Here is a 24186-nt window from a genome sequence, read left to right on the forward strand (position 1 = left end):
CGATGAAAAAACTGATTTTAATGGACGGATCAAATGTGATGTTTCGGGCCTATTATGGAACCGCATATTCCGGAAATTTAATGCAAAACTCCAAAGGCCAATACACCAATGCAGTGTTTGGCTTTGTCAATATGATGAACTCGGTACTAAATGAAGATTTTACCCATATATTAGTCGCCTTTGATAAATCTGGAAAGACCTTTCGCCACGAATCATTTCCCGATTATAAAGGGGGACGCAAACCGATGCCGGATGAGTTTCGATCACAGATTGATTTAATTAAGAAAAGTCTCGATGTTCTCGGGGTAAAACAACGTGAAATTGAGCTGATAGAAGCCGACGATATCATCGGTACCTATGCAACTAAATACTATGATCAATTCGATGAAATTGAAATCATCAGCAACGACAAAGATTTGCTCCAACTTGTCAATGACAAGGTTCATCTGCGTTCGAGCAAAAAAGGGATGCAAAACTATGTCTCGTATACGCCGGAGTATATGGCCGAAACTATGGGAGTTACTCCCGATTTGATTCCGGACCTAAAAGGATTGATGGGGGATGCTTCGGATAATCTACCTGGAATACCTGGAGTCGGGGAGAAAACCGCAGTCAAGCTCCTAAAACAATATGGTAGTTTGCAGGGTGTTATTGATCACATGGATGAGATTAAAGGAAAACTTGGGGAACGGATTCGGGCGCATTACCAAGATGCGATTTTATGTAAACAAATCGCAACGATCAAGACCGATGTATCGTTCCACTTCTCACTGGATGAAATCGAGTACGATGGTGTCGTGGAAGAGGAAATGTTGGAATTTTACAAAGAACTGGAATTGCACTCCTTAATTAAACGGTTTAATCGCGTTCAACCACAACCGAAAAAGACCTTTGAGTATACCCTTGTCGATACTGTGTTGGACATCAAGGATATATTAGAACCAGACAGTTGTATTGTCTTAGAAACCTATGGTACCAACTATCATCAAGCACAAGCGCTTGGATTTGGAGTTGTCAATGACAAAGGATCGTATTATATCCCCTATGAGATGATTCATCAATCCATGGATTTACAATTGTTTTTACGGGATGAATCCATTCCAAAAAGTGTGTTCGATTGGAAGATGATGCGTGTTGTCTTATTAAATGATCAGTACGATATTCAAGGTGTTACTTTTGATTTATTATTAGCAGCATACATCTTAAATCCAAACAATACCAAAGAAGATTTCCGAGTGATTGTCAGTAACTTTGAATATCTGGATGTATCGTACAAAGAAGAAGTGTATGGTAAAGGAGCGAAATACGCGATTCCTACGGAAGAAGCGTATCAAATGTATGCGGTCAAAAAAGCCGTAGCCATCCATGAACTGAAACAACCATTGTTGGATCAGTTAAAGGACAACGAACAACTTGATTTGTTCACCGATATTGAACTACCATTATCTCGTATTTTAGCAAAAATGGAACATACAGGAATACGTGTTGATCGTGATAAATTACAACAATTAAATTCGGAGTTAAAAGCAAAAATAGATCAGATCACCGAGGAAATCTATGCCGATGCGGGAGAGGAATTTAATATTTCATCACCGAAGCAACTCGGTGTGATTTTGTTTGAGAAACTGGAGTTGCCCTTTGCCAAACGAACAAAATCAGGCTATTCAACTAAGGTTGATATCTTAGAAAAATTAGTCGATCATCACCCGATTATTGAAAAAATAATGACCTATCGAACCTTAACAAAACTACACAGTACCTATATCATTGGGTTGGATGCTGCGATTATGGATGATGGACGAATTCATACCATCTATCGTCAGGCATTTACCTCGACAGGACGACTAAGTAGCGTTGAGCCTAATTTGCAAAATATTCCGATTCGTTACGAAGAAGGAAGAGAAATACGAAAAGTATTTATTCCTGAACAACAACATCAATTGCTCGCCTGCGATTATTCACAAATAGAGCTCCGTGTATTAGCTCATATGGCCAATGAGAAAGTCATGATTGATGCGTTTAAACACAATGAGGACATTCATACCAAAACCGCGAAACAGATCTTCGATAAAGAGGACATTACATCCCTTGAACGACGTCAAGCAAAAGCGGTAAACTTTGGAATTATATACGGTCAAAGTGCATGGGGATTGAGTGAAGGAATTCATATTAATAAAAAAGAAGCCCAACTGTTTATTGATAAATACTACCAGCAATTTCCGGGTATTAAACAATTTATGGATGGCGTTGTTGAAGGAGCGACATCCAATGGATATGCGGAAACCATTTATCATCGACGTCGCTATATTCCCGAACTGAACAGTAGTGTCTACATGCAACGTGAAAGTGGAAAACGCAATGCGATGAATGCACCGATTCAAGGAAGTGCAGCAGATATTATTAAGATTGCTATGATTGAATTGGATCGTGTGATGAAAGAACAAAAAGTACAATCGAAGATGTTGCTACAAATACATGACGAATTAATCTTTGATGTAGCACCGGATGAGATTGATTTAATGAATGATCTCGTTACTACAACGATGGAACAATGCGTCTCGTTACAAGTACCGCTGAAAGTCGAAGCGGTATTGGGAGACAATTTATACGAAACCAAATAGAGGTGATTCGATGAACCATGAACATATTATGCGAAAAAGCCTGTATGTCAACGTATTCTTGGTCTTTATGAAAATTGTAAGTGGCTTTTTCTTTAATAGTGTTGCCTTGATTGCCGATGGTGTTCACAGCATTAGTGATTTACTAAGTGACATTTTTGTAGTGCTTGGGATTCGCCACAGCATCAAACCAGCGGATGAGGATCATCCTTTTGGTCATGGGAAGTTTGAATATGTATTAAGTCTGTTGCTTGGATTATCGATTATCACGATTGCTTATAATCTCGGGAAAAACGTGATTACAAATTGGTCCAACGCGATTGAGGTGCCGAATGGATTAACCATGGTTATCATTGTCGTTGTTATTGGTTTGAAGCTAATACTTGCCCGTTATTTGATTCGAAAAGGACAAGAAACCGGTAGTGAAATCATTCAAGCATCAGGTCAAGAATCGTTTAGCGATGTCATCAGTAGTGCCGTTGTGTTTATCGGTGTAGGCGGTGTCCTGCTTGGACACCAGTTGGATATCGATTGGTTACTGTACGGTGACAAAGTCGCCTCATTTATCATCGCCCTCTTTATTATTCGTATTGGGATTATTATCGTGTTAGAAGCCATAAAAAGTATCCAAGGCAAAACGGTTGGGGAAGAGATCTGTCAGGAATACAAAGAAAGCATTGCAAAAATTGACGGAGTCCATGCGGTTGATCAGTTGGATATGATTGCCTATGGTCCGTATTATCAAGCTATTGTAGAAATTAAAGTTGATGGAACAAAAACGGTTAAAGAAGGACATGATATCGCTCATCTTGTGCATGAGACGTTACTAAAAAATGAGAAAATATGTCATGTGAGTGTTCATGTAAATCCGGGAGGTAAATTATGAGTTTGTTAATGAAACGACAAAGTGTTCGTCACTATACCAAAGAGACTGTTTCTGAAGTGGCTATTACCACCATGCTTGAAGCGGCAATGCAAGCTCCAAGTGCAAACAATCAACAACCGTGGGAATTTATTATTGTTGACGATCGCACAATACTGGATCAATTATCCAAAGCATCGCGAGGAGCATGGATGTTAGCCGATGCCCCACTCGCCATTATCGTGGTGATGAAAGAGGGGGGGAAATCACCCCGCATGCGACCACAAGATTGTGCGGCAGCGGTTGAGAATATATTGCTCTCTGCCGTGGAACAACAACTGGGAGCGGTGTGGATTGGTGTGTATCCTCTAGAAGAACGAATGACGTATATCAACGAAATTCTGCACATTACCAAAGGAACCGCCTTTGCCCAGATTGCGATTGGCCATCCTGACACAACAAAATCGGTCACGAAACGCTATGACGCATCTCGCGTCTATCGTAATACCATGGAGTAATCATGCCAGAAATGCCCGAAGTCGAAACCGTTCGACGTATACTTCAAGAAGTTATTGTTGGTAAAACCATACGCGATATCGATGTGTTTTATCCGAAGATGATTCGCAATGTGGATGAAGCAACCTTCATCCACATGTTAGAAGGACAAACCATCAAGCGGATGGATCGCTATGGAAAACATCTTCAATTTATCACCGAAGATTGGGTTGTTTTTTCACATCTTCGGATGGAAGGAAAGTATTTTATTAAACCACTCGATGAACCCAAGGAAAAACACGAACACATGATTATTTATTTTACCGACGGAACATCCTTACGTTATCATGACACACGTAAGTTCGGTACATTTGATGTAATTCATCCAGCTGAAATCAAACAGAATAGTCCATTGGTTGGATTGGGCCCAGAACCAACATCATCCGAATTAACACCGACATACTTGACAAAAAAACTGCGCCATAAAACACGTGCCATCAAACCGACATTGTTAGATCAAACGGTGATATGTGGGTTGGGGAACATCTACGTGGATGAGGTTTTATTTCGAAGTAAAATCCATCCGGAAACACCAGCTGGGTTACTGACGAAAAAGCAAATTAAATTCATCATTCAGTCGTGTAAACAGGTGATTGAAAAAGCGATCGAACTCGGTGGTACAACAGTTCGCTCGTATACCGCAAGTCTCGGTGTGACGGGACGGTTTCAAAACGAACTCAACGTTCATACAAAAGTGGATCAACCATGTCCTGTTTGTGGGACGACAATTAGTAAAACAAAAGTTGGAGGACGTGGAACCTATCTCTGTACAACTTGTCAAAAACAACGACACAAATAACAACAAACCTATATTTTATAGTGGCTTTATGATATAATAATTTTTAGACGTTAGGGGTGATGTATATGACACGTATCATCGGATTGACAGGTGGGATTGCATCGGGAAAATCAACGGTATCAACCATGTTTAAAGAAGCGGGGATACCAGTGATCGATACCGATCAAATCGCCCATGATTTGTATCAAAAAGGAACCACGGTTTACGATGCCATCGTCAATCATTTCACATCGGATATCCTTCTTACTGATCAATCGATTAATCGCAAGAAACTCGGTCAAATCATTTTTGCGAACAAAACCAAACGCGATGAGTTAAATCAGATTGTACATCCAGAAGTATACCATGTCGTCGATGCCGAAATTGAACGGTACAAAGAGTTGGATGAACCCATCGTTGTTGTTGATATTCCGTTGTTATTTGAAACCGGATACGACAAAGAGTGCGATGCGACTGTTGTCGTATACACAAACTATGAAAATCAGATCGAGCGGTTAATTAGTCGCGATCAGATTGATCGAGATTATGCCGCCATGAAAATAGATGCACAACTATCATTAGACGCCAAAAAAGAACAAGCCACATATGTCATTGACAACTCGTTCTCAATATTAGATACCAAACGTGATTTCAATCATGTATTGGAACAACTAGAGGTGAAGTAAATGGGATTTTTAAGTCCGTTAGCAGAATCAAAAGAACTCCATTCGGAAGTGGGATTACGCTCACATTACTACAAAACAAACTATCAAAAAGCCAAGGCAGTGATTATGGAGTACGCACAGAAAAACAAGATTGAAGTACGCCATATCGACGATGAGCACAAAGAACTCTTTTTGCAGGCATCAAAGTATCACATTATTGTATCCTTTGTCCAAGTGACACCTTATGAAACATCGGTGGACTTTAAGGTGGAAATGTATACAATGTTGGGATTTAATCGCCCGAAAAAGAAAATCATGGCCCTGTATGAATACTTGGATAAACAACTTCCTTATAAAGGAGTAGGATTACATCCGTAGGAGGATTTCATGGATATCAATGGACTCGACACGTTTCGTCTGATTACGTACCACACGTTGGATCGAGACGAACGCAACGTATTGACATTACTATATCAACCAATCCTTGGGGGTGACGCGTTCACCCTGTATTTGACGTTGTGGAGTCTCATCGACCGCAGTACAAAAAAACAAACCGAGTTCCATCATAAATTACTCTATGATGCGATGCGATTGTCACCGCGTCAATTTGAACAAGTTCGTCAGAAGTTAGAAGCCATTGGGTTGCTGGTAACGTATCATAATGAAGATATCTATCTCTATGAGTTGAAAGCGCCATTAACCGCCGAAGAGTTCATCAAAGATGGATCGTTAGGAGCGTATTTATTTAGTCGTTTAGGGAAAGATTTATTTGACGAAATCAGTGGGTTGTTTAAAGTTACAACCACCGAAAAAGATGGATTTACAAACATCTCCAGTACCTTTGATAAAGTGTTTGATTCCTTACCTAAACCGATTGAAACAAAAGCGAATTACACATCCAAAAGCAAAGCAAAGATCCACATCAATCACGCGTTTGATTTTGAACTTTTTTTGGAAGGGCTATCCAAGAACTTCGTCGATCGTCGCAAAATTACAAACAAGGTAAAAGAAAAAATCTACAACCTATCCTATGTCTATAACCTCGATGAGTTCACGATGCAAAAAGTGTTCATGGATACTGTTGATAAAGATCGAAACATCGATTTAGGAGAACTCAGTAAGAATGCTCGCAAGTGGTATGAGTTTGATCGGGATACGATTCATCATGAGGACGTCCAACCGTCACAGGATGTCGTATCACACTTGGATATGTTGCAAAAATGCAAAACCGTTACACCGGCTGTTATCCTTGGAATCTTGTCGAACGGGAAACCCTCACTTCAAGAACTCAATGTGGTTGAACGACTAATCGATAACTACAATTTGTCACAAGAAGTGATTAACTTCTTATTGGTGTATGTGGTTGGCCAATTGGGTGAGTTCCCATCCTATAACTATTTTGATAAAGTAGCTGTTGAATGGCAACGCCACCATGTATCAACAATCGACGATGCGATTGTTGTGATTAAGAATCGTACAAAACGGATGCAATCCTCCAAATCAAGCAAACAAAAAAATACCATTCCCAATGATATCGAATCCGATTGGTTCGATGAGTATTGGAATAACCGATAGGTGATACTATGGAAAAATTACGGTTTCAAGAACTCGCGATTGATAAGGATCAACTGATTGATGATCTCGCAGAAGATGTCGTCCTGCGTGATTTTTTCATTGATCACGATGTCGATACCGATTTTATCGAACGTCATTTAGGAACCTTCCTCAACTTTAAAATTGAGAAAGACAAATGTCAAGATTGTGAAGGGATTCATACGTGCAAACAAGACACTCTTGGACTCGAACCCGTGTTACGCATGGAAGAAGGACAAGTGAAATCCTATTACCAAGAATGTCCGTTCAATCAAAACCGGCAACAATTACTGAATCAAAAAGCCAACATCGATGCACTTTATATGCCGAAAATGATCTATGAAGCATCGATGGATGATTATGATTTCACCCGCGGTGAAAACCGAACGAAGATCTATAATCGATTGACGAATTTCGTCCATAAATATATGCAAGGAGAACACCCGAAAGGACTGTATTTATACGGAGCATACCAACAAGGAAAAACTTATAGTTTAGGTGCGCTCGCCAATGAACTATCGAAACGCGGTGTGCAAGTCATCATTGCGTATTATCCCGATCTAGTACGTGAATTTAAAAGCCGCATTAACGATAATACGGTGGAAACAATGATTGGTAAATTGAAACAAATTGACGTACTAATGTTGGATGATATCGGTGGGGAAAGTCAAAGCGCATGGATTCGTGATGAAATATTGGGTCCAATCTTACAACACCGTTTATTGGATGAAAAACCAACATTCTTCACCAGTAATGTCAGTCAAAAAGACTTGACGTACTTATTGGTTTTAAACAATCAGATGGCCGAGAAAATGAAGGCTGCACGAATTGAAGCCCGTATCAAATCACTTAGTGAAGAATTCAAAATGTAAAATGATTTGACAAAATCACAGCGTGCGTTATAATGAAAATGAAATACGTTGACGAGGATACGATGATTGATGACGTTGCTTTAGCGAGGTAGAAATGGTGCAAGCTACCACAACAATTCAATGATTACTCCCTCTGAGTTGGACTCGAAAGAGATTCCCGTTGCTGACGTTACCAGATTTAAGTGCCCGATACGTCGGGAATCAAGGTGGTACCACGGAATTTATTCGTCCTTACAATTGTGTAAGGACGATTTTTATTTATAATAGAAAGAAGGAATGATTATGAAGATTCAATTACCCGATGGAAGTTCAATGAACTACGACCACGCAATATCACTGTTTGATGTTGCCAAAGACATCTCGTCCTCATTGAAGAAGCGTTGTATCGTTGCCGAAGTGGATGGTAAGATGGTGGATATGAATACCGTTATCAACAACGATGCATCGGTTCGTTTTATTACAGATAGCGACCCCGAAGCCTTAGAAGTATTACGACACTCTACGGCTCATCTTTTAGCAGAAACAATTAAAGAAATGTATCCCCATGCGAAGTTTGGTGTCGGACCTGTGATTGAAGATGGATTCTACTATGATATGGATTTAGGAGACGACATCATCAGTGATAAAGATTTTCCCGCAATCGAAAAAGCGATGGCGCGTAAAGTCAAACAAGGATCGAAAATTGAGCGCGGTGTTTTATCCAAAGAAGAAGCACTCGATTTCTTTAAAGATGACGAGTATAAGATTGAGCTGATTACCGATTTACCAGCTGAAGAGGAGATTAGTATCTATGCCCAATCGAATTTCACCGATTTATGTCGAGGACCCCATTTACCAGCAACCAAATGGATCAAACACTTTAAATTGTTGAGTGTTGCTGGAGCTTACTGGCGTGGAGATTCCGATAATAAACAACTGACTCGTATCTACGGTACGGTATTTTTCACCAAGGAAGAATTGGATGAGTATTTATATCTTCTTGAAGAACGTAAAAAACGCGATCACCGCAAACTCGGTAAAGAACTCGACTTATTTATGTTGAGTGAATATGGACCAGGATTTCCATTTTGGTTACCAAATGGAATGATTTTACGTCGCGAACTTGAAAACTTCTGGTATGACGTTCACTTACAAGAAGGATATCAACTGATCCAAACACCAATCATGTTAAACCGTGATTTATGGGAAGTGTCGGGACACTGGGAAAATTATCGTGAAAATATGTACACTTCCAGCATTGATGATCATGAATTTGCGATCAAACCAATGAACTGCCCCGGGGGAATGTTGGTCTATAAACGCGATCTCCATTCCTACAAGGATTTCCCTCTCAAAGTTGGGGAGTTGGGCTTGGTCCATCGCCATGAAGCAAGTGGAGCACTAGCAGGATTGTTCCGCGTTCGAAACTTCACCCAAGATGACGCTCATATTTTCATGACAGAAGAACAGATTGTCCATGAAATTCAAGAACTGGTACGATTGTTTGATTACATGTACTCCGTATTTGATTTGGAGTATCACATTGAATTATCAACGCGACCAGAAGATAAATACATCGGCGAAATCGCCGTCTGGGACCGCTCCGAAAAAGCCCTGGCCGACGCCCTCGACGCGATGGGTAAAGAGTATAAATTGAACCCTGGTGATGGGGCATTCTATGGACCGAAACTGGACTTTAAATTAAAAGACTCGATGAAACGCATCTGGCAATGTGGTACGATTCAATTGGATATGAACCTACCGGAACGATTTGACTTAACCTATATCGACTCCGATGGGGAAAAGAAACGTCCTGTCATGTTGCATCGCGCCCTTTATGGATCGGTTGAACGATTTATTGGAATCTTAATCGAACATTATGCTGGTGCATTCCCCACATGGATGGCACCGGTTCAAGTGAAAGTAATTCCCGTTAACTTAGGATTGCATGCGGACTATGCAAACAAACTGAACGAAAAGTTACTAGCACATCACCTGCGAAGTGAGATTGATCTTCGTGATGAAAAACTTGGCTATAAAATTCGCCATGCACAAACCCATAAAATCCCCTATCAAATCGTGATTGGGGATCAAGAAATTGAGCACGATCAAGTCACCTATCGACGCTATGGTGAAAAAGAACAAACAACGGTCTCAACACAAGCGTTTATTGAGATGATTCAAGCAGAAATAAACAACAAGGGTCATTAAAAAAAAGGCATGGTTTCATGCCTTTTTGAGTGCTAAAATTAATTGTTCATCGGGATCGATGTAGATTGTTTTTTGATTTTTGTAGGTGACAAAATTCGCTGTTTTACCAGGGATTTTCTTGATGTTGCGAACTTCTGTGTAATCGACGGCGACACTACTGGATTGACGCATTTTGGAATAGTATGCAGCCAAATTGGCAGCGGTGCGGATTGTGCCTTCTTCAAGAGGTAACGATTGCCTAACAATCACGTGAGATCCAGGAGCGTTTTGTACATGGAACCATACGTCATTGTGCTTTGCGAGTTTATGTGTGATGAGCGCATTCTGAAGATTGTTTTTCCCAACAATGATCTCGATACCCGAAGCATCGATGTATGTATCGAAATTCGGTTTATTTCGTTTCTGCTTTGATCGATGACCGCGCAGATACTTTTTATCAATCAACTCATCTTTTATTTCCGCGATATCACGCAAGGATGCATAGTCAAATTGACTTTCTAGTTCCATGAAGTACTCCAGTTCTTTATGAGCACTTGCAATTTGACGTTTGATATAAGGAATCGATGTTTTCATCTTCTTGTATTTTTTGAAGTATTGAGCACTATTTTGAACCGGTGTTTTTGTTGGATCTAAAGGGATGACGACAATCTCATTCGTATAGTAATTGAGACATTCAATATGGTCCTCACCTTTTTGTAAATGATGTAAGTTCGCCTGAATTAACTCCCCTTTGATGCGGTATTCATCCATTGTTTTGGTTTGTTCCAAATCAATCGCCAACTTATCAATTTTGTGTTGAAGTCGATGGATCGAATTTTTTACGAATGTAGTTAGTTCTTTAGCGTATTGTTTTACCATGTCGACTTTATCGCGATCAACATAAAAGTCATCGAGCAATTCATTGACACTATTGTAATGAGTTCTTATTCCTTTTACATGATGCAAATCGATATGGTAGAATTGATCTTTTTTTGCAGTAATCATCGTTGGATTTGATGTTGTTAGAATCGTTTGAAAAATATCGTGAAGGGATTGTTGTTCTGTTTCGAACCGATACAATACCTCATGAATCGCCAAGGGGCTAAATCCCATAATATTTTGCAGCAATGTGCGATAATTGATATTCTCTGGATTCGATAGAAACTTGTGAAGTTTCTCCGAATCGTAGGGATTGATTTTCGTTGACGATGGTGTTTCGTAAATAGCACCGGGGAAGATGGTTCTGTTTTCTGTATCAAACGGTAAGGAATGTTTGATGGCTTCGAGGATCTTGCCATCTTCATTTGTTACAATGATATTGGAATAACGACCCATCATCTCCAAAATCATTTGTTTGGTTGTTAAATCGCCTAGTTCATTTCGTTTTTCAATCGAAAAAACGATGACGCGATCGTGCTCGAATTGTTGAATATCACGAATGATTCCTCCAATTAGTTGTTTACGGAGAAACATGCAAAACGTTGGTGGGGATTCCGGTTTGTCGTAGTTTCGTGTACTGATATAGCTTCGAGCATACCGCGGAGAGCTGCTAATTAAGAATTGATGTTTTTTTCGATTTTGGTGTATGATAAAAAGCAGGTCAAATCGGGAAATCTGATAGATTTTCTGAACTCGACCTTCTAATAGCACTTGTTTCCATTCATCGACTAAATGTCGGATAATGTTTCCATCAAAACTCATAGTATCACCGGTCATATTATAGCATAGTCCTAAAAAAAAATGTAAAAAGTCTATCGAAATCCTTACATTTTATAGTAATTAGTGGTATCATATATAATAATTATCATATCTACCGTATAGCTGGAGGGGCAATTCCATGAAACTCAATGAACGAGGATTATTGATTGTTATTAGCGGTCCCTCAGGGGTCGGTAAAGGAACGGTTCGTAAAGCGTTGTTTGAACTCGAGGGGCACGATTTGGTCTATTCCATTTCAATGACAACAAGAGCACCACGTGAAGGCGAAATTGATGGGGAAGATTACTATTTTGTGACTCGTGATGAGTTCCAAGAACGAATAAAAAACGACCAATTTTTAGAGTATGCGGAATTTGTGGGTAATTACTATGGTACACCGCGTGATAAGGTAGACGAGCAACTTGAACTCGGAAAAGAAGTGGTCCTTGAAATTGAAGTACAAGGTGCTTTGCAAGTACGAGAAAAAGCACCGGACGGTGTCTTTATCTTTATTGCACCCCCGACGAAAGAAGCATTGTATCGACGCTTGTTACGTCGTGGAACCGAAAACCCCAATATGATTCAACAACGAATGGACAAAGCTGAACGGGAGTTTCCTCTTGCTCACAAGTATGATTATATCGTTGTTAACGACGAAGTTACCAATGCTGCGGATCGAATCTTAGCAATCATCCGTGCTGAGCATGCGAAGACAGAACGCGCTATATACAAATACAAAGAAATGCTGGAGGTTGAATAATGAGAAACAAAGAAGGATTACGGTATCCATCGATTGACAATTTGTTAACGAAGATAGATTCCAAATACAAATTGGCCTATGCTAGTGCCAAACGGGCAAAGAAAATCAAAGAAGATGATTACACATCTGTGGACCCCTATTGCAGTAAACCTGTGGGAATTGCATTAGAAGAAATTTTACAAGATAAGATCGATATTGAATTCGAAGAAAAAAAGTAGAGAAAATCTCTACTTTTTTTTGTTTCATACCGTTTTCATCGGGGAATTGTGATATAATATGAAGTGGAATTTTTAGTTTGGAGTGAACAGCATGAATGACAATTTTAAGAACCTCTTAGAACAGCTATCGTTAATTGAGGAAGCTGAAAAATACGATGGTGATTTAACCGAAATTGTTGTCGATGATGAAGATCATCGGTGGCTTTTTAAGGTGGAGTTCAATCATCCACTTCCGATTGAGGACTTCGAACGATTTCACAAACGAATTACGTTACTACCACAAAAAATAACATCGATTACCAAAGCGGATTTGAATGTGACCTATCACGCCAATGATTTTTCGATGTTAGAGGAATACTATAATTTTGTATTACATAAATTGGCACTCCAAAAACCCCGATTCAACGCTATTATTGAATTTGATATTGAACAGGACCGCAATCGAATTGAGGTGGTCTGTCCGAAGGATGGAACATTTGTTACCGATATGTTGTATGAAGTAAAATCCGAGTTGCTGCGAATGGGCTTTGATGTTTTGCTGGCTACTCGTATTTGTACCGAACAGCCATTGATTCAAGATCGTATTGTTCAACAAGAATCAACCTTTATGAATGAAGTATTGCAGAAAAATGAACAAACAACAGAAGAACTGCGATTTGTCAGTCATAATAACAATATTCTCCGGAAAGTCGTCAATACCATATCGGATATTCCCGTTGATGAAATTGCTCTAATCGAATATAAAAGCATGAACAATTCAACCTTGTTCAGTTTTGAAGGAGAAATTACCAAAATCGATTATCGTTTATTAAATTCGGGTAGTCACTTATACTCCTTTATTATCAGTGATGAACAAGATAGTATCTATGTAAAGAAATTTGTCAAAGATGCGGATGAAAAAAAATACATGGATGGGGCCCAAGTCGGTATGCTAGCTCGAGTGAAAGGGAACGCATCGCATGATTCATTCAGTGATGAAGTTACCGTTACGGCTATTGTTTTTCAACGGACAAACATTGTCAATCCAAATGACCCCAGACATGATTTGGAAGACGAAAAGCGCGTCGAATTACATCTTCATTCAAAAATGTCGACATTGGATGGAATTACGTCGATTGATGAATATGTCAGTACGGCGAAACGATGGGGTCATAGTGCGATTGCCTTGACCGATCATGGAAATGTTCAAGCATTTCCGGATTTCTTCAAAGCGACAAAAGATCGTAGTATCAAACCGATTTATGGTGCCGAGTTTACATTTGTCGATGAGCGCACGTTAGACATTGTCAAGAATCCGGTAGATGTTCCTTTAAACAAGGCCGTTTATACGGTGTTTGATATCGAAACGACAGGACTCAGTGCAACGGCGGATAAGATTATTGAAATCTCAGCGATTAAACTGCAGAACAACCAAGTTATTGAACGCTTCAATACATTTGTAAATCCAAAGCAGCCGTTGTCATTATTAACAACAAAATTAACATCGATCACCAATGCAGATGTTTCACTTGCACCAACCATTGATTCGGTGATTGTTGATTTTAAAGCATTCTTCAAGGATACGATTATGGTTGCCCACAATGCGCACTTTGATATGGGCTTTATCTATCATGTGTTGAAACAACATGATTTATATGATGGACCACTACCAACTATCGATACGTTGGCCATCGCTCGCAGTGTTTATGGTGATGAACTGAAACGCTTCAACTTAAAAGCTGTTGCAAAGTTTTTTAAAGTGGATCTTGTCCAGCACCACCGTGCTACCTACGATACCGAGGCAACAAGTGAAGTCTTCTTGCATATGATTCGCAAGGCAAGACGAAGTGGTATCACTAGTGTCAATGAACTCAATATGCTTAGTGATAAGAGTGGTGCATACCGTCATGCCATCAGCAAGAATATTAATCTGCTTGTGAAAAATCAAGTGGGATTGAAGAATCTATATAAAATTGTCAGTGATGCGAATACAACCCATTACTACCGGGCTGCCCGTTTACTAAAAAGCGTCCTCGATAAACATAGAGAAGGACTCTTGGTTGGAAGTGGCTGCCTCAATAGTCATTTCTTTGAAGTTGCCTTGAACAAAGATGAGGATGAATTGCGGGAACTTGCGTCATACTATGACTATCTGGAAATTCAACCTCTTAGCGATTTTGTCCACTTGGAAGAAGATATGGACAATGCCATGGATCGCATCAAAACCACTATGAACACAATCATTCGTATTGGAAAGGAGCTCGACATACCGGTCGTTGCCTCTGGGGATGTATATCATCTACTAGATAGTGACAAGAAATATCGTGATATCTATGTCCAGACCCCTGTTGTCGGCGGTGGACTTCATCCCTTGTCACGTTATGATAGTATCCCATCACAGTATTTCCGTACGACCAAAGAGATGCTTCAAACCTTTCAATTCTTAGGAGAAGACCTAGCTTATGAAGTTGTCGTGACCAACCCCAACAAAATCGCTAATCAAATTGATTTTGTCAAGGCTTTTACACCCGAGTTATATGCACCAACGGATGATTTTCTTGCGTTGGATGGAACACCATCAATCGAAAATACGTTGATTAAAATGGTCAATGATCAAAGCAAAGAACTCTATGGTACTCATATTCCGCAAATCGTCGAGGAACGGATCAATAAAGAAATCAAAAGTATTACCGAAAATCAATTTTCAACGGTCTATTACATTTCTCACTTGCTCGTTAAAAAATCACTTGATGAAGGATATTTGGTTGGATCCCGAGGAAGTGTTGGTAGTAGTTTAGTAGCGACATTAATGAACATTACCGAAGTAAACCCACTACCACCACACTATGTATGTCCAAAATGTCATTTTTCCAGTTTTAAAATGACCAAGGCTGAGAAGCAAAAATATGGCTTACAAGATAACGAGATGAGATTGCAGTCGATTCTCGATAAGTACGAAACCGGATTTGATCTTCCAGATGAGGTGTGTCCAGAATGTGGGGAAGAACTTCACAAAGATGGGCACAATATCCCCTTTGAAACCTTCTTAGGATTCAAGGGCGATAAAGTACCGGATATTGATTTGAACTTTTCCGGTGATTATCAACCGATTGTTCATGAGTATATTCGTTCGATTTTTGGGAATGAACGAACGTTCCGCGCTGGGACGATATCAACCGTTGCTGAAAAAACCGCATTTGGATATGTGAAAGGATACTTGGAAAAGAAACGACGGACGATGCGAAATGCTGAAATCGAGCGTATGGCCAGTAATATTACGGGTGTAAAACGATCCACCGGGCAACACCCTGGAGGGATTGTCGTTGTTCCAAGTTACAAAGAAATTACCGACGTCACCCCGGTTCAATACCCCGCAGATGACATCACGTCAAACTGGCGAACGACGCATTTTGATTACCACAGCTTTGAAGATAATTTATTTAAACTCGATGTTTTAGGACATGATGATCCGACGATGATTCGGTATTTAATGGACTATGTCCGAAAACACCCCCTTGATTTTCCGTTTGTCGATGCTCGTGATATCCCGCTCGATGATAAAAACGTGTATAGTTTACTCAACAGCACCGACTCCATTGGGTTGACACCACAAGATATTAATAGTGAAGTTGCTAGCTTTGGGGTCCCGGAAATGGGAACGAGTTTCGTGCGCGACATGTTAAAAGATTCTCGCCCCAAAACATTCGCCGATATCGTAAAAATATCTGGGTTATCACATGGGACGGACGTATGGTTGAACAACTCCAAGGATTTGGTTACTGGAAAAACAAACTTTGGTAAAATTCCATTTAATCAAGTGATTGGTTGTCGTGATGACATCATGGTGTATCTCATCCAGAACAAAATGAAGGAAGACATTGCTTTTGAAATATCGGAGTTTATCCGCCGCGGTAAAGCCGCATCAAACCCCGATAAATGGGAAGGCTATAAACTAATCATGAAAGATCATAATATTCCACCGTGGTATATTTGGTCTTGTGGGAAAATTAAATACATGTTCCCTAAAGCGCATGCGACCGCCTACGTTATGATGGCTCTTCGCATCGCTTGGTTTAAATACTATCATCCGATTGTGTTCTATAGTGCGTACTTCAGTAAGCGTGCCTCGGACTTCGATGTCTATGCCTTAAAAGGTGGCGAATACGAAATTACGAAGAAAATGAATGAGATTGATGCGAAAGGAAACCGTGCAACTGATACTGATAGACGCTTATATACGGTATTAGAAGTCGCCTTAGAAATGGTGAAACGAGGATTCCATTTTGCCAATATCGATCTTGAGAAATCACAAGCACGTGACTTTGTCATCGGTGACGATCGTAAAAGTTTGATTATGCCATTCATTACCATCGATGGTCTTGGTTACAAAGTCGCAGAATCGATTATCAACGCTCGTGATGATGGACCATTTAAATCAAAAGACGATGTCAAAGAACGAACATCGTTATCTAAAACACTATTTACCAAATTGGAGATGCTCGATGTATTCGACAGTCTCCCGGATAATTCGCAAATGAATCTATTTGATATGTAAAGGAGGAAAACCAATGCGTTTTCGACGAATGAATCCCGTATATCGCTATGCAGATTACGGAAATGCAACTGTGTATGATGGTGATGCTGCTAGTTACTCTGGTGTGGTCACAAAAACGTCTATTTTGTTAGGTATTATTGCGGTTGTGGCGTTTTACGCCAACATCCGCCTCCAGGCTTTTGGATTTAATAATGGATTAATCATTACCTTAATCTTGGCCCCTATTATCGCAATTATCGCGGTAATTGTTGCCCATCGACGACCGGAAGTGGCGATGTTTGCCAGTATTGTTTATGCGTTGATGGAAGGTCTATTTATCGGTGTTATTAGTACCATATATGCAATCTACTTTGGTGATCAGATTGTTCAGATGGCGGTACTAAGTACCTTTGGTGTCTTGTTTGGGATGTTGTTCTTGTATTCCACAGGAATCATCCGAGTTGGTGCGTTTTTCCGACGATTGATGTTCAGTTTATTAATTGGATTGCTGTTTACCAGCATCATTATGATGATCGTATTCCTATTTGCTGGATCGTTTGTCGGTGGCTTTGAAAACATCTATTTTGCTGTGGTTGTCATTAGTGTAGTCGTGAGTAGTTTATACTTGCTGATTGACTTTGATAACATTACGAAATTTGTCGAAGCTGGTGCTCCGAAAAATATGGAGTGGAGCCTTGCATTAGGGCTCGTTGTGACAATCGTATGGCTTTATATTGAACTCTTACGATTATTTGCCATTATCATGGATCGCCGATAAAAAAAACCGCCATCGGCGGTTTTATTTTTATTCTGTCATCGGGACAACATTGTTTCCATCTTCGACGTAATCGTATTCTAATGGAATGATTTCATTGCCATTGCTGTCAATGTAGCCCCATTTGTCATTTTGGGCAACACTAAATAGGCCGAGTTGCCATATTAATGATGAATTCGAATAGGTGTGATTGTTAATTGGTGTACCCGTTTGTGTGATAATCCGATGTTCTCCTTGATTGATAACGGTGTATAACGTCTCACCAAATCCTCCTCCATTAATGGAATAAATCATGTCCTGATCCGCGATAACAATATCCCCATTCGTGGATGTAAGGCTGTATGTATTACTGTCTGATTCACTTACTAAATAACCATCCGAATAGTTTCGTATGTATTGATCTTGAGTAATGATTTTGTCTCCATCAATGTTGTATAAATGATAGGTTCGTTCCTCGTTAGAATCGTCAATAACGACATAATAATGCCCATCAGTACTGGCGCGATTGATGATGATTCCAGCAGTTTCAAATACGATATTTCCGTCTTTATCAATGAGACCAACGTTTCCATCATAACTAAAGCTACTGTAGCCTAAAGTTGTAAAGAAATACATCGGATAATTGTCCGGAAATTCGTCGATTCTGTTAAAACTGAAGTCGTATACAATGGATTCGGCGTTCGTGGTTCTAGTACTAATGCGTTTGATTTCGGGAAAGATTAATATCGAGTAATACTCAGCTTGGAGTACAAGGTTTCCATTCGTGTCAATAACGCCAAGGTCATTATCGATTTCAACAACAGAATATCCCCCTTTAAAATCTCGAACTTCTTCGTATTGAATATCAATAACAAGTTCACCATCTGTATTGTAAAAGCCATAGGTGTAGTCGATTCGAATATTGGATAGTTGTTTTCCTACCTGTATCATTCCTTCAACGGGTTTGCCTAATTTAATATTGTCAAACGGTATGACTTCGGTGTTGTCAATACCGATATAACCTCTTGTGTAGTCTTCTTTTACTGCATATATAATTCCATATTCTTCCATGAATGATTCGGCGAGAACATAGATTGGTTGAATGATAACATCACCGTTCATATCCGCAAATCCATATCGATCATTCCGAATAAATGGAATCAACGATGAGGTGGATAAATCGATGTTGTCTAGTAGGTACCGACGGGATACATCATCGATGTCGTCGGGTACTGTAGCATTATCAAGGGTAAACAATTGTTTACCTTCCTTGTCAAACAAGTAGAGGGTACTATCTTTTTCACCGAGATAATGGGTTCCCAGTCGAACAAGGGTGTCGTATTCCAATGGGACAATAACATCGTTTTCTTGATTGATAAGACCATAGGTATCATCACTCCCAACAATGAGTAATACCCAAGACAGGTCAAGTGGTTTGTTTGAATCGTCTGGTTTACATCCAGTTAATAGAAAGATGCTTAGTGAAGTTAAAATCATGAGTAGTACTATTTTTCGCATGGTTCCTCCCCGAGATATTGTTTATTTTTTTTGGTAGAGATTTGAATCGCATCTCCATTCCTTAGGAATGATTATACCATATGGTATAAAACGTTTCAATTTAGAGTTAAATATAACAAATTCACCTTGGATAAAGAGAAAAATGTGGTTTTCGGTTGAAATTGACGTCTATGTGCTATATAATAGAACTCGAAATTGACGACATAGACGTAGTACTAATAAATGGATTGTTGAAAGAGAACAACACAATATGGTGTGAGTGTTGGAACAATGCGATTAGGAATTCATCTATCGAGAGATGCTAATCCCATCCGTCGCCGGCGTTAACGGATTCGAGTGCCTAGTGATAGCTAGGAACGAAGGTGGTACCACGGACTGTTTGGTTCGTCCTTGTTTTAGGACGGACTTTTTTTATAGTAAAAAGGAGTGAGAAATATGGATGTTAAAGCAACATTGGATGCATTGAAACGAGAAGCAAAAGAAGCGATTACTGCGATTGAAAAAATGCATGAATTAAATGATGTCAAAGCAAAATACCTGGGGAAAAAAGGACCGTTTGCTGACATTATGAAGTTGATGAGAGATGTACCGAATGACGAAAAACCCTTGTTTGGAAAAACAGTTAATGAGGCCAAACAAGTTATTTTACAGTGGCTTGATGAAGCTAGAGAGCGTTTGGTTCAAGCACAGATTCAAGCACAGCTAGATAAGGAAACCATCGATGTCACCTTACCTGGTAAGAAATTTGAACTTGGGACAACGCATTTACTAACCCAAATGGTGGAAGATGTCGAAGATTTATTGATCGGTATGGGGTATCAAGTGATGGAAGGTCCAGAAGTGGAACAAGAAGAGTATAATTTTGAAAAACTGAATCTTCCACAAGATCATCCTGCACGGGATATGCAAGATAGTTTCTATATTTCCGACAGTACGTTGTTGCGGACGCATACGAGTCCGGTGCAAGTTCGAACGATGCTGCAATATGGTGGGACAAAACCCGTTAAAATCATTTGTCCGGGGAAAGTGTATCGTCGCGATGATGACGATGCAACCCATAGTCATCAGTTTATGCAAATCGAAGGATTGGTTGTGGATGAGCACACCTCGATGGCAGACTTAAAAGGAACCTTGTTGGAAATAGCTAACACCTTGTTTGGTGAAGGGCGAGATATTCGATTACGTCCATCTTACTTCCCGTTCACTGAACCAAGTGTTGAAGTGGATGTTAGTTGTCACAACTGTAACGGAAAAGGGTGTCATATCTGTAAAGGAACTGGTTGGATTGAAATTCTAGGTGCTGGGATGGTGCACAATAATGTGCTGGAAGCCAGTGGCTATGATAGTACAAAATATCGTGGATTTGCCTTTGGTATCGGTGTCGAACGACTAGCGATGTTGAAATACGGTATTAATGACATCCGGATGTTTTATACCAACGATATTCGATTTAATCGGCAGTTCAAAAAATAATGGAAAAAGATCTTGTCTTGATTATAAACGGAGCCGGTACCAACGGCTCCGAATTAAAATCCTTGTACAAGGAACTCGTTAAAAATGAACAGTATTTTGTTTTCTATCCTGGAATTATGCCTGGAGCGTTTATTGGAAAACATTTCCCCAAATCCACAACAACGGATTTTATTGAATTTATCGATTCCTTACAAGAACTAATCAATCAACCAGAATTTCGCCATGTGTATTTAATTGGATATAGTTTAGGAGCATCGACGGCTGCCATTATTGCGGCACGTAATCCACGTGTGTCAAAACTGATATTGGTGGCACCAATTGTCAAGAACCCGAACTATCGCAAATTTTTAACTGGATTATCAGAAAGTTTGGCTGTGCCAAAGTTATTAACACGAGTCCAGCAAATTTTTTACAAAGAGTTTATAAAGCGGTTTATTCGTGTGCCAAAAATCCACGTGTGGCATTTACAAATGTATTTGCATTACACCAAACGGTACTTGAAAATGATTGATAAACCAACGATGATCATTGAAACCTTGAATGACGAACTCGTTAAAAAGAAATCCATTGATCAAATTGAGCGTACGATGCAACATGAGGTATTCCGTCGAGTACCGGTGGCGTCAAGCCACTTCTTATTCTTTGATCGCAAAGTACGTGATGATGTGACGGCCATCATCAAAGAATTTTTAGAGGAGGAATTATCGTGAAAGTATCGATGAACCATTTAAAGGAATGGGTGGATGTAACCATTTCTGTTCAAGAACTAAGTGCATTATTCAACACCCATAGTGCGGAAGTGGAAGAAGCGTATCGTCTTGTAGATGCATCTCATTTGGTTGTTGGATACGTGCAAGAGAAAACATCGCACCCCGATGCCGATAAATTAAGTGTATGTCAAGTGGATATTGGTGGTGAAATCAGCCAAATTGTTTGTGGTGCTCCAAATGTTGATCAAGGACAGTATGTTATCGTATCAAAACCGGGAGCTGTATTGCCAGGTGATTTTAAAATCAAAAAATCAACGATTCGTGGCGTCGAGTCCAACGGAATGATTTGTAGTTTGGCTGAACTCGGTATCGATAAGAAATTTGTTAATGCCGATGGGATTCACGTAATCAAAGAACACTGTAAGCCAGGAGATAATCCGATTGATATTTTAGAACTTGACGATGAAGTCATGGCCTTGGATTTAACGCCAAATCGAATGGACTTACTTAGTGTGATGGGCGTAGCGTATGATACTGCAGCCATTCTAAATCTACCCCTCAAAGATCGTACATTTACTGTACAAGAGATGGATGAACCAATTCCCGTATCGATTCGTTTGGACACGCCAAACTGTATGTCGTATTATGCACGCATGTTAAAGGATGTCGAAATTAAACCATCACCACGTTGGATGCAATCGCGCTTAATTGCGGCGGGAATGCGGCCAATTAATAACGTTGTCGATATCACAAACTATGTACTACTTGAAACGGGACAACCACTTCATGCGTTTGATTATGACTTGCTGAATAGTGATACAATTAGTGTTCGGATGGCCAATAGTGGAGAAACCCTGAAAACACTCGATGAGCAAGTACGCACGCTAACGACTGATGATATCGTGATCACCAATGACAAAAAAAGCGTTGCTCTTGGTGGAGTGATGGGTGGTGCGGAAACGGAAATCGGAGCTGCAACAAAACGGATATTACTAGAGAGCGCAGTTTTTAACCCTGTTCATATTCGAAAAACATCCAATCGTTTGGATTTACGCAGTGAAGCATCCTTGCGTTTTGAGCGTAAAGTGGATCCGAAACGCACAATTCTAGCTCTTGAAATGGCGACTTCCTTGTTCCAACAATACGCGTCTGGACAAGTATATAAAGGCATTGCAAAAGTGGACAATGTGGATTATACCGAACCGATCATTGAAATGACTCTAGATACGATTAATGGTAACCTTGGAACCAATTTATCATCTGAGGAAGTATCAGAAATCTTACATCGTTTACAGTTTAAAACAACTACGACGAACAATACATTCCACGTAACAATTCCATCGAGACGTCAAGATATGGAAACCTATCAAGATATTATTGAAGAAATTGGACGTATCTACGGGTATGATAAATTGCCATTAACATTACCACAAACCGTTTCAAAAGGATCGTTAACCGACCTTCAAAAATTTAAACGTCAGCTGAAAAAACAGTGTACTGCACTTGGGTTAAACGAAGTGATTACATACAGTTTGGTTCCTGAAGAACGCGTTAACGAATTCAGTAAAGAGCCCACCAAACACACCAGCGTTTTGTCGCCGATGAGTCAGGATAAGTCGACGTTGACAATGTCGCCGCTTGTCGGTATGATTGATGTCTTAGAATACAATATCGCCCGAAAAAATACGGACTTGTTCTTGTTTGAACTCGGGAAACAATACAATCATGAAGAGACGGAAGTTCTCTGTGGTACACTTACGGGTACCCTGTCGTCTACAAGGTGGAATCAAGAGGTTGAAACGGTTAACTTCTATACGGTAAAAGGGTTACTAAATGCGATGTTTGAATCTATGTACCTCGGACATTTAGAATTTGTACCGATGGGAGATTATGCCAATTTACATCCTGGTCAGAGTGCATACATTAGAGATTATCATGGTGTTGTCGGATTCATCGGAAAACTTCACCCAGAATATGAGAAACAGCACAACCTCAGTAACACCTATGTCTTCCAACTGGATGTTCAAGAACTATTTACACGTCAGCGCAAGGTGAAACGATTACAAGATATCAATAAATTCCCAGATGTCGAACGAGATATCGCCGTCGTTGTTGATGAAAACGTCTTAGCAAGTGAACTGCTTCAAGTTGTCAACAAAGCTGGGAAACGAATGCTGATTCAAAGTGAAATCTTTGATGTATATCGCGGAAAACCCCTAGAAGATTATCAAAAATCGGTTGCGATTCGATTGGTGTTCAGTGATCCCAAACGGACGCTTGAAACCAAAGAGGTTGACACACGAGTTCATGAAATTTTAGGTGTTTTGAAAGCAAAACTAAAAGCAGAATTACGATAATGATAAAAAATCGACTTCGGTCGATTTTTTTATACTTGACAATAGACGAGATATTATGTAATATATAGATGTA

18 protein-coding genes are annotated in these 24186 nt (G+C 39.8%); 16 read left to right on the top strand and 2 right to left on the bottom strand.

Annotated features, from left to right (window positions below; translation table 11 throughout):
* The first annotated feature begins 2 nt into the window (after positions 1-2).
* The 9 genes from polA (at position 3) to thrS (ending at position 10133) form a co-directional block, all read left to right on the top strand.
* A complete protein-coding gene (polA, locus tag G4Z02_RS07245; protein WP_258877345.1) occupies positions 3-2621 on the top strand; it encodes a DNA polymerase I in 2619 nt (872 codons plus the stop codon).
* Positions 2622-2631: 10 nt separating this feature from the next.
* Positions 2632-3504: a cation diffusion facilitator family transporter gene (locus G4Z02_RS07250; protein WP_258877346.1), complete on the top strand. Its 873-nt coding sequence runs from the start codon at positions 2632-2634 to the stop codon at positions 3502-3504.
* The gene (locus G4Z02_RS07255) at positions 3501-3998 is read left to right on the top strand and encodes a nitroreductase family protein (protein ID WP_258877347.1); all 498 of its coding nucleotides are present in this window, start codon (positions 3501-3503) and stop codon (positions 3996-3998) included. The genes G4Z02_RS07250 and G4Z02_RS07255 overlap by 4 nt, the downstream gene beginning before the upstream one ends.
* A gap of 2 nt (positions 3999-4000) precedes the next feature.
* Positions 4001-4834: a DNA-formamidopyrimidine glycosylase gene (gene mutM / locus G4Z02_RS07260; protein ID WP_258877348.1), complete on the top strand. Its 834-nt coding sequence runs from the start codon at positions 4001-4003 to the stop codon at positions 4832-4834.
* A 65-nt stretch (positions 4835-4899) separates the two neighbouring features.
* Positions 4900-5499: a dephospho-CoA kinase gene (gene coaE / locus G4Z02_RS07265; protein ID WP_258877349.1), complete on the top strand. Its 600-nt coding sequence runs from the start codon at positions 4900-4902 to the stop codon at positions 5497-5499.
* On the top strand, positions 5500-5856 hold the full coding sequence (locus tag G4Z02_RS07270) for a hypothetical protein (RefSeq protein ID WP_258877350.1): 357 nt from the start codon (positions 5500-5502) through the stop codon (positions 5854-5856).
* Between the two features lie 9 nt (positions 5857-5865).
* Positions 5866-7053, top strand: a complete 1188-nt coding sequence (locus tag G4Z02_RS07275) for a DnaD domain protein (protein ID WP_258877351.1) — start codon at positions 5866-5868, stop codon at positions 7051-7053.
* An 8-nt stretch (positions 7054-7061) separates the two neighbouring features.
* Positions 7062-7943, top strand: coding sequence for a primosomal protein DnaI (gene dnaI, locus G4Z02_RS07280; RefSeq protein ID WP_258877352.1), 882 nt, complete (start codon positions 7062-7064; stop codon positions 7941-7943).
* A 282-nt stretch (positions 7944-8225) separates the two neighbouring features.
* Positions 8226-10133 carry a threonine--tRNA ligase gene (thrS, locus tag G4Z02_RS07285; protein ID WP_258877353.1) on the top strand — a complete coding sequence of 636 codons (1908 nt, stop codon included), beginning with the start codon at positions 8226-8228 and terminating at the stop codon, positions 10131-10133.
* Positions 10134-10148: 15 nt separating this feature from the next.
* On the opposite strand, the gene G4Z02_RS07290 is transcribed toward thrS, so the two are convergent.
* On the bottom strand, positions 10149-11813 hold the full coding sequence (locus G4Z02_RS07290; RefSeq protein ID WP_258877354.1) for an Rqc2 family fibronectin-binding protein: 1665 nt from the start codon (positions 11811-11813) through the stop codon (positions 10149-10151).
* A 136-nt stretch (positions 11814-11949) separates the two neighbouring features.
* Here G4Z02_RS07290 and gmk point away from each other — a divergent pair, with 136 nt between their 5' ends.
* The 4 genes from gmk (at position 11950) to G4Z02_RS07310 (ending at position 18079) form a co-directional block, all read left to right on the top strand.
* A complete protein-coding gene (gene gmk, locus G4Z02_RS07295) occupies positions 11950-12570 on the top strand; it encodes a guanylate kinase (protein WP_258877355.1) in 621 nt (206 codons plus the stop codon).
* Positions 12570-12788 (top strand): DNA-directed RNA polymerase subunit omega, encoded by a 219-nt coding sequence (gene rpoZ, locus G4Z02_RS07300; RefSeq protein ID WP_258877356.1) that lies wholly within the window; start codon positions 12570-12572, stop codon positions 12786-12788. Before gmk ends, rpoZ begins: the two co-directional genes overlap by 1 nt.
* Positions 12789-12879: 91 nt before the next feature.
* Positions 12880-17322 carry a PolC-type DNA polymerase III gene (locus G4Z02_RS07305; RefSeq protein ID WP_258877357.1) on the top strand — a complete coding sequence of 1481 codons (4443 nt, stop codon included), beginning with the start codon at positions 12880-12882 and terminating at the stop codon, positions 17320-17322.
* A 13-nt stretch (positions 17323-17335) separates the two neighbouring features.
* On the top strand, positions 17336-18079 hold the full coding sequence (locus G4Z02_RS07310) for a Bax inhibitor-1/YccA family protein (protein WP_258877358.1): 744 nt from the start codon (positions 17336-17338) through the stop codon (positions 18077-18079).
* Positions 18080-18106: 27 nt separating this feature from the next.
* Here the strand turns inward: G4Z02_RS07310 and G4Z02_RS07315 are convergent, their stop codons facing one another.
* Positions 18107-19573: a WG repeat-containing protein gene (locus G4Z02_RS07315; RefSeq protein ID WP_258877359.1), complete on the bottom strand. Its 1467-nt coding sequence runs from the start codon at positions 19571-19573 to the stop codon at positions 18107-18109.
* Between the two features lie 435 nt (positions 19574-20008).
* Between G4Z02_RS07315 and pheS the strand changes: the two genes are divergently transcribed.
* Genes pheS through pheT form a run of 3 tightly spaced genes read left to right on the top strand, consistent with a single transcriptional unit; the run spans position 20009 to position 24113 of the window.
* Positions 20009-21046 carry a phenylalanine--tRNA ligase subunit alpha gene (gene pheS / locus G4Z02_RS07320; RefSeq protein WP_258877360.1) on the top strand — a complete coding sequence of 346 codons (1038 nt, stop codon included), beginning with the start codon at positions 20009-20011 and terminating at the stop codon, positions 21044-21046.
* A complete protein-coding gene (locus G4Z02_RS07325; protein ID WP_258877361.1) occupies positions 21046-21756 on the top strand; it encodes an alpha/beta hydrolase in 711 nt (236 codons plus the stop codon). The genes pheS and G4Z02_RS07325 overlap by 1 nt, the downstream gene beginning before the upstream one ends.
* Positions 21753-24113 carry a phenylalanine--tRNA ligase subunit beta gene (pheT, locus tag G4Z02_RS07330; RefSeq protein ID WP_258877362.1) on the top strand — a complete coding sequence of 787 codons (2361 nt, stop codon included), beginning with the start codon at positions 21753-21755 and terminating at the stop codon, positions 24111-24113. Before G4Z02_RS07325 ends, pheT begins: the two co-directional genes overlap by 4 nt.
* Positions 24114-24186: the final 73 nt, after the last annotated feature.

Source organism: Candidatus Xianfuyuplasma coldseepsis, assembly GCF_014023125.1.
GTDB classification, from domain to species: Bacteria; Bacillota_I; Bacilli_A; order Izemoplasmatales; family Izemoplasmataceae; genus Xianfuyuplasma; species Xianfuyuplasma coldseepsis.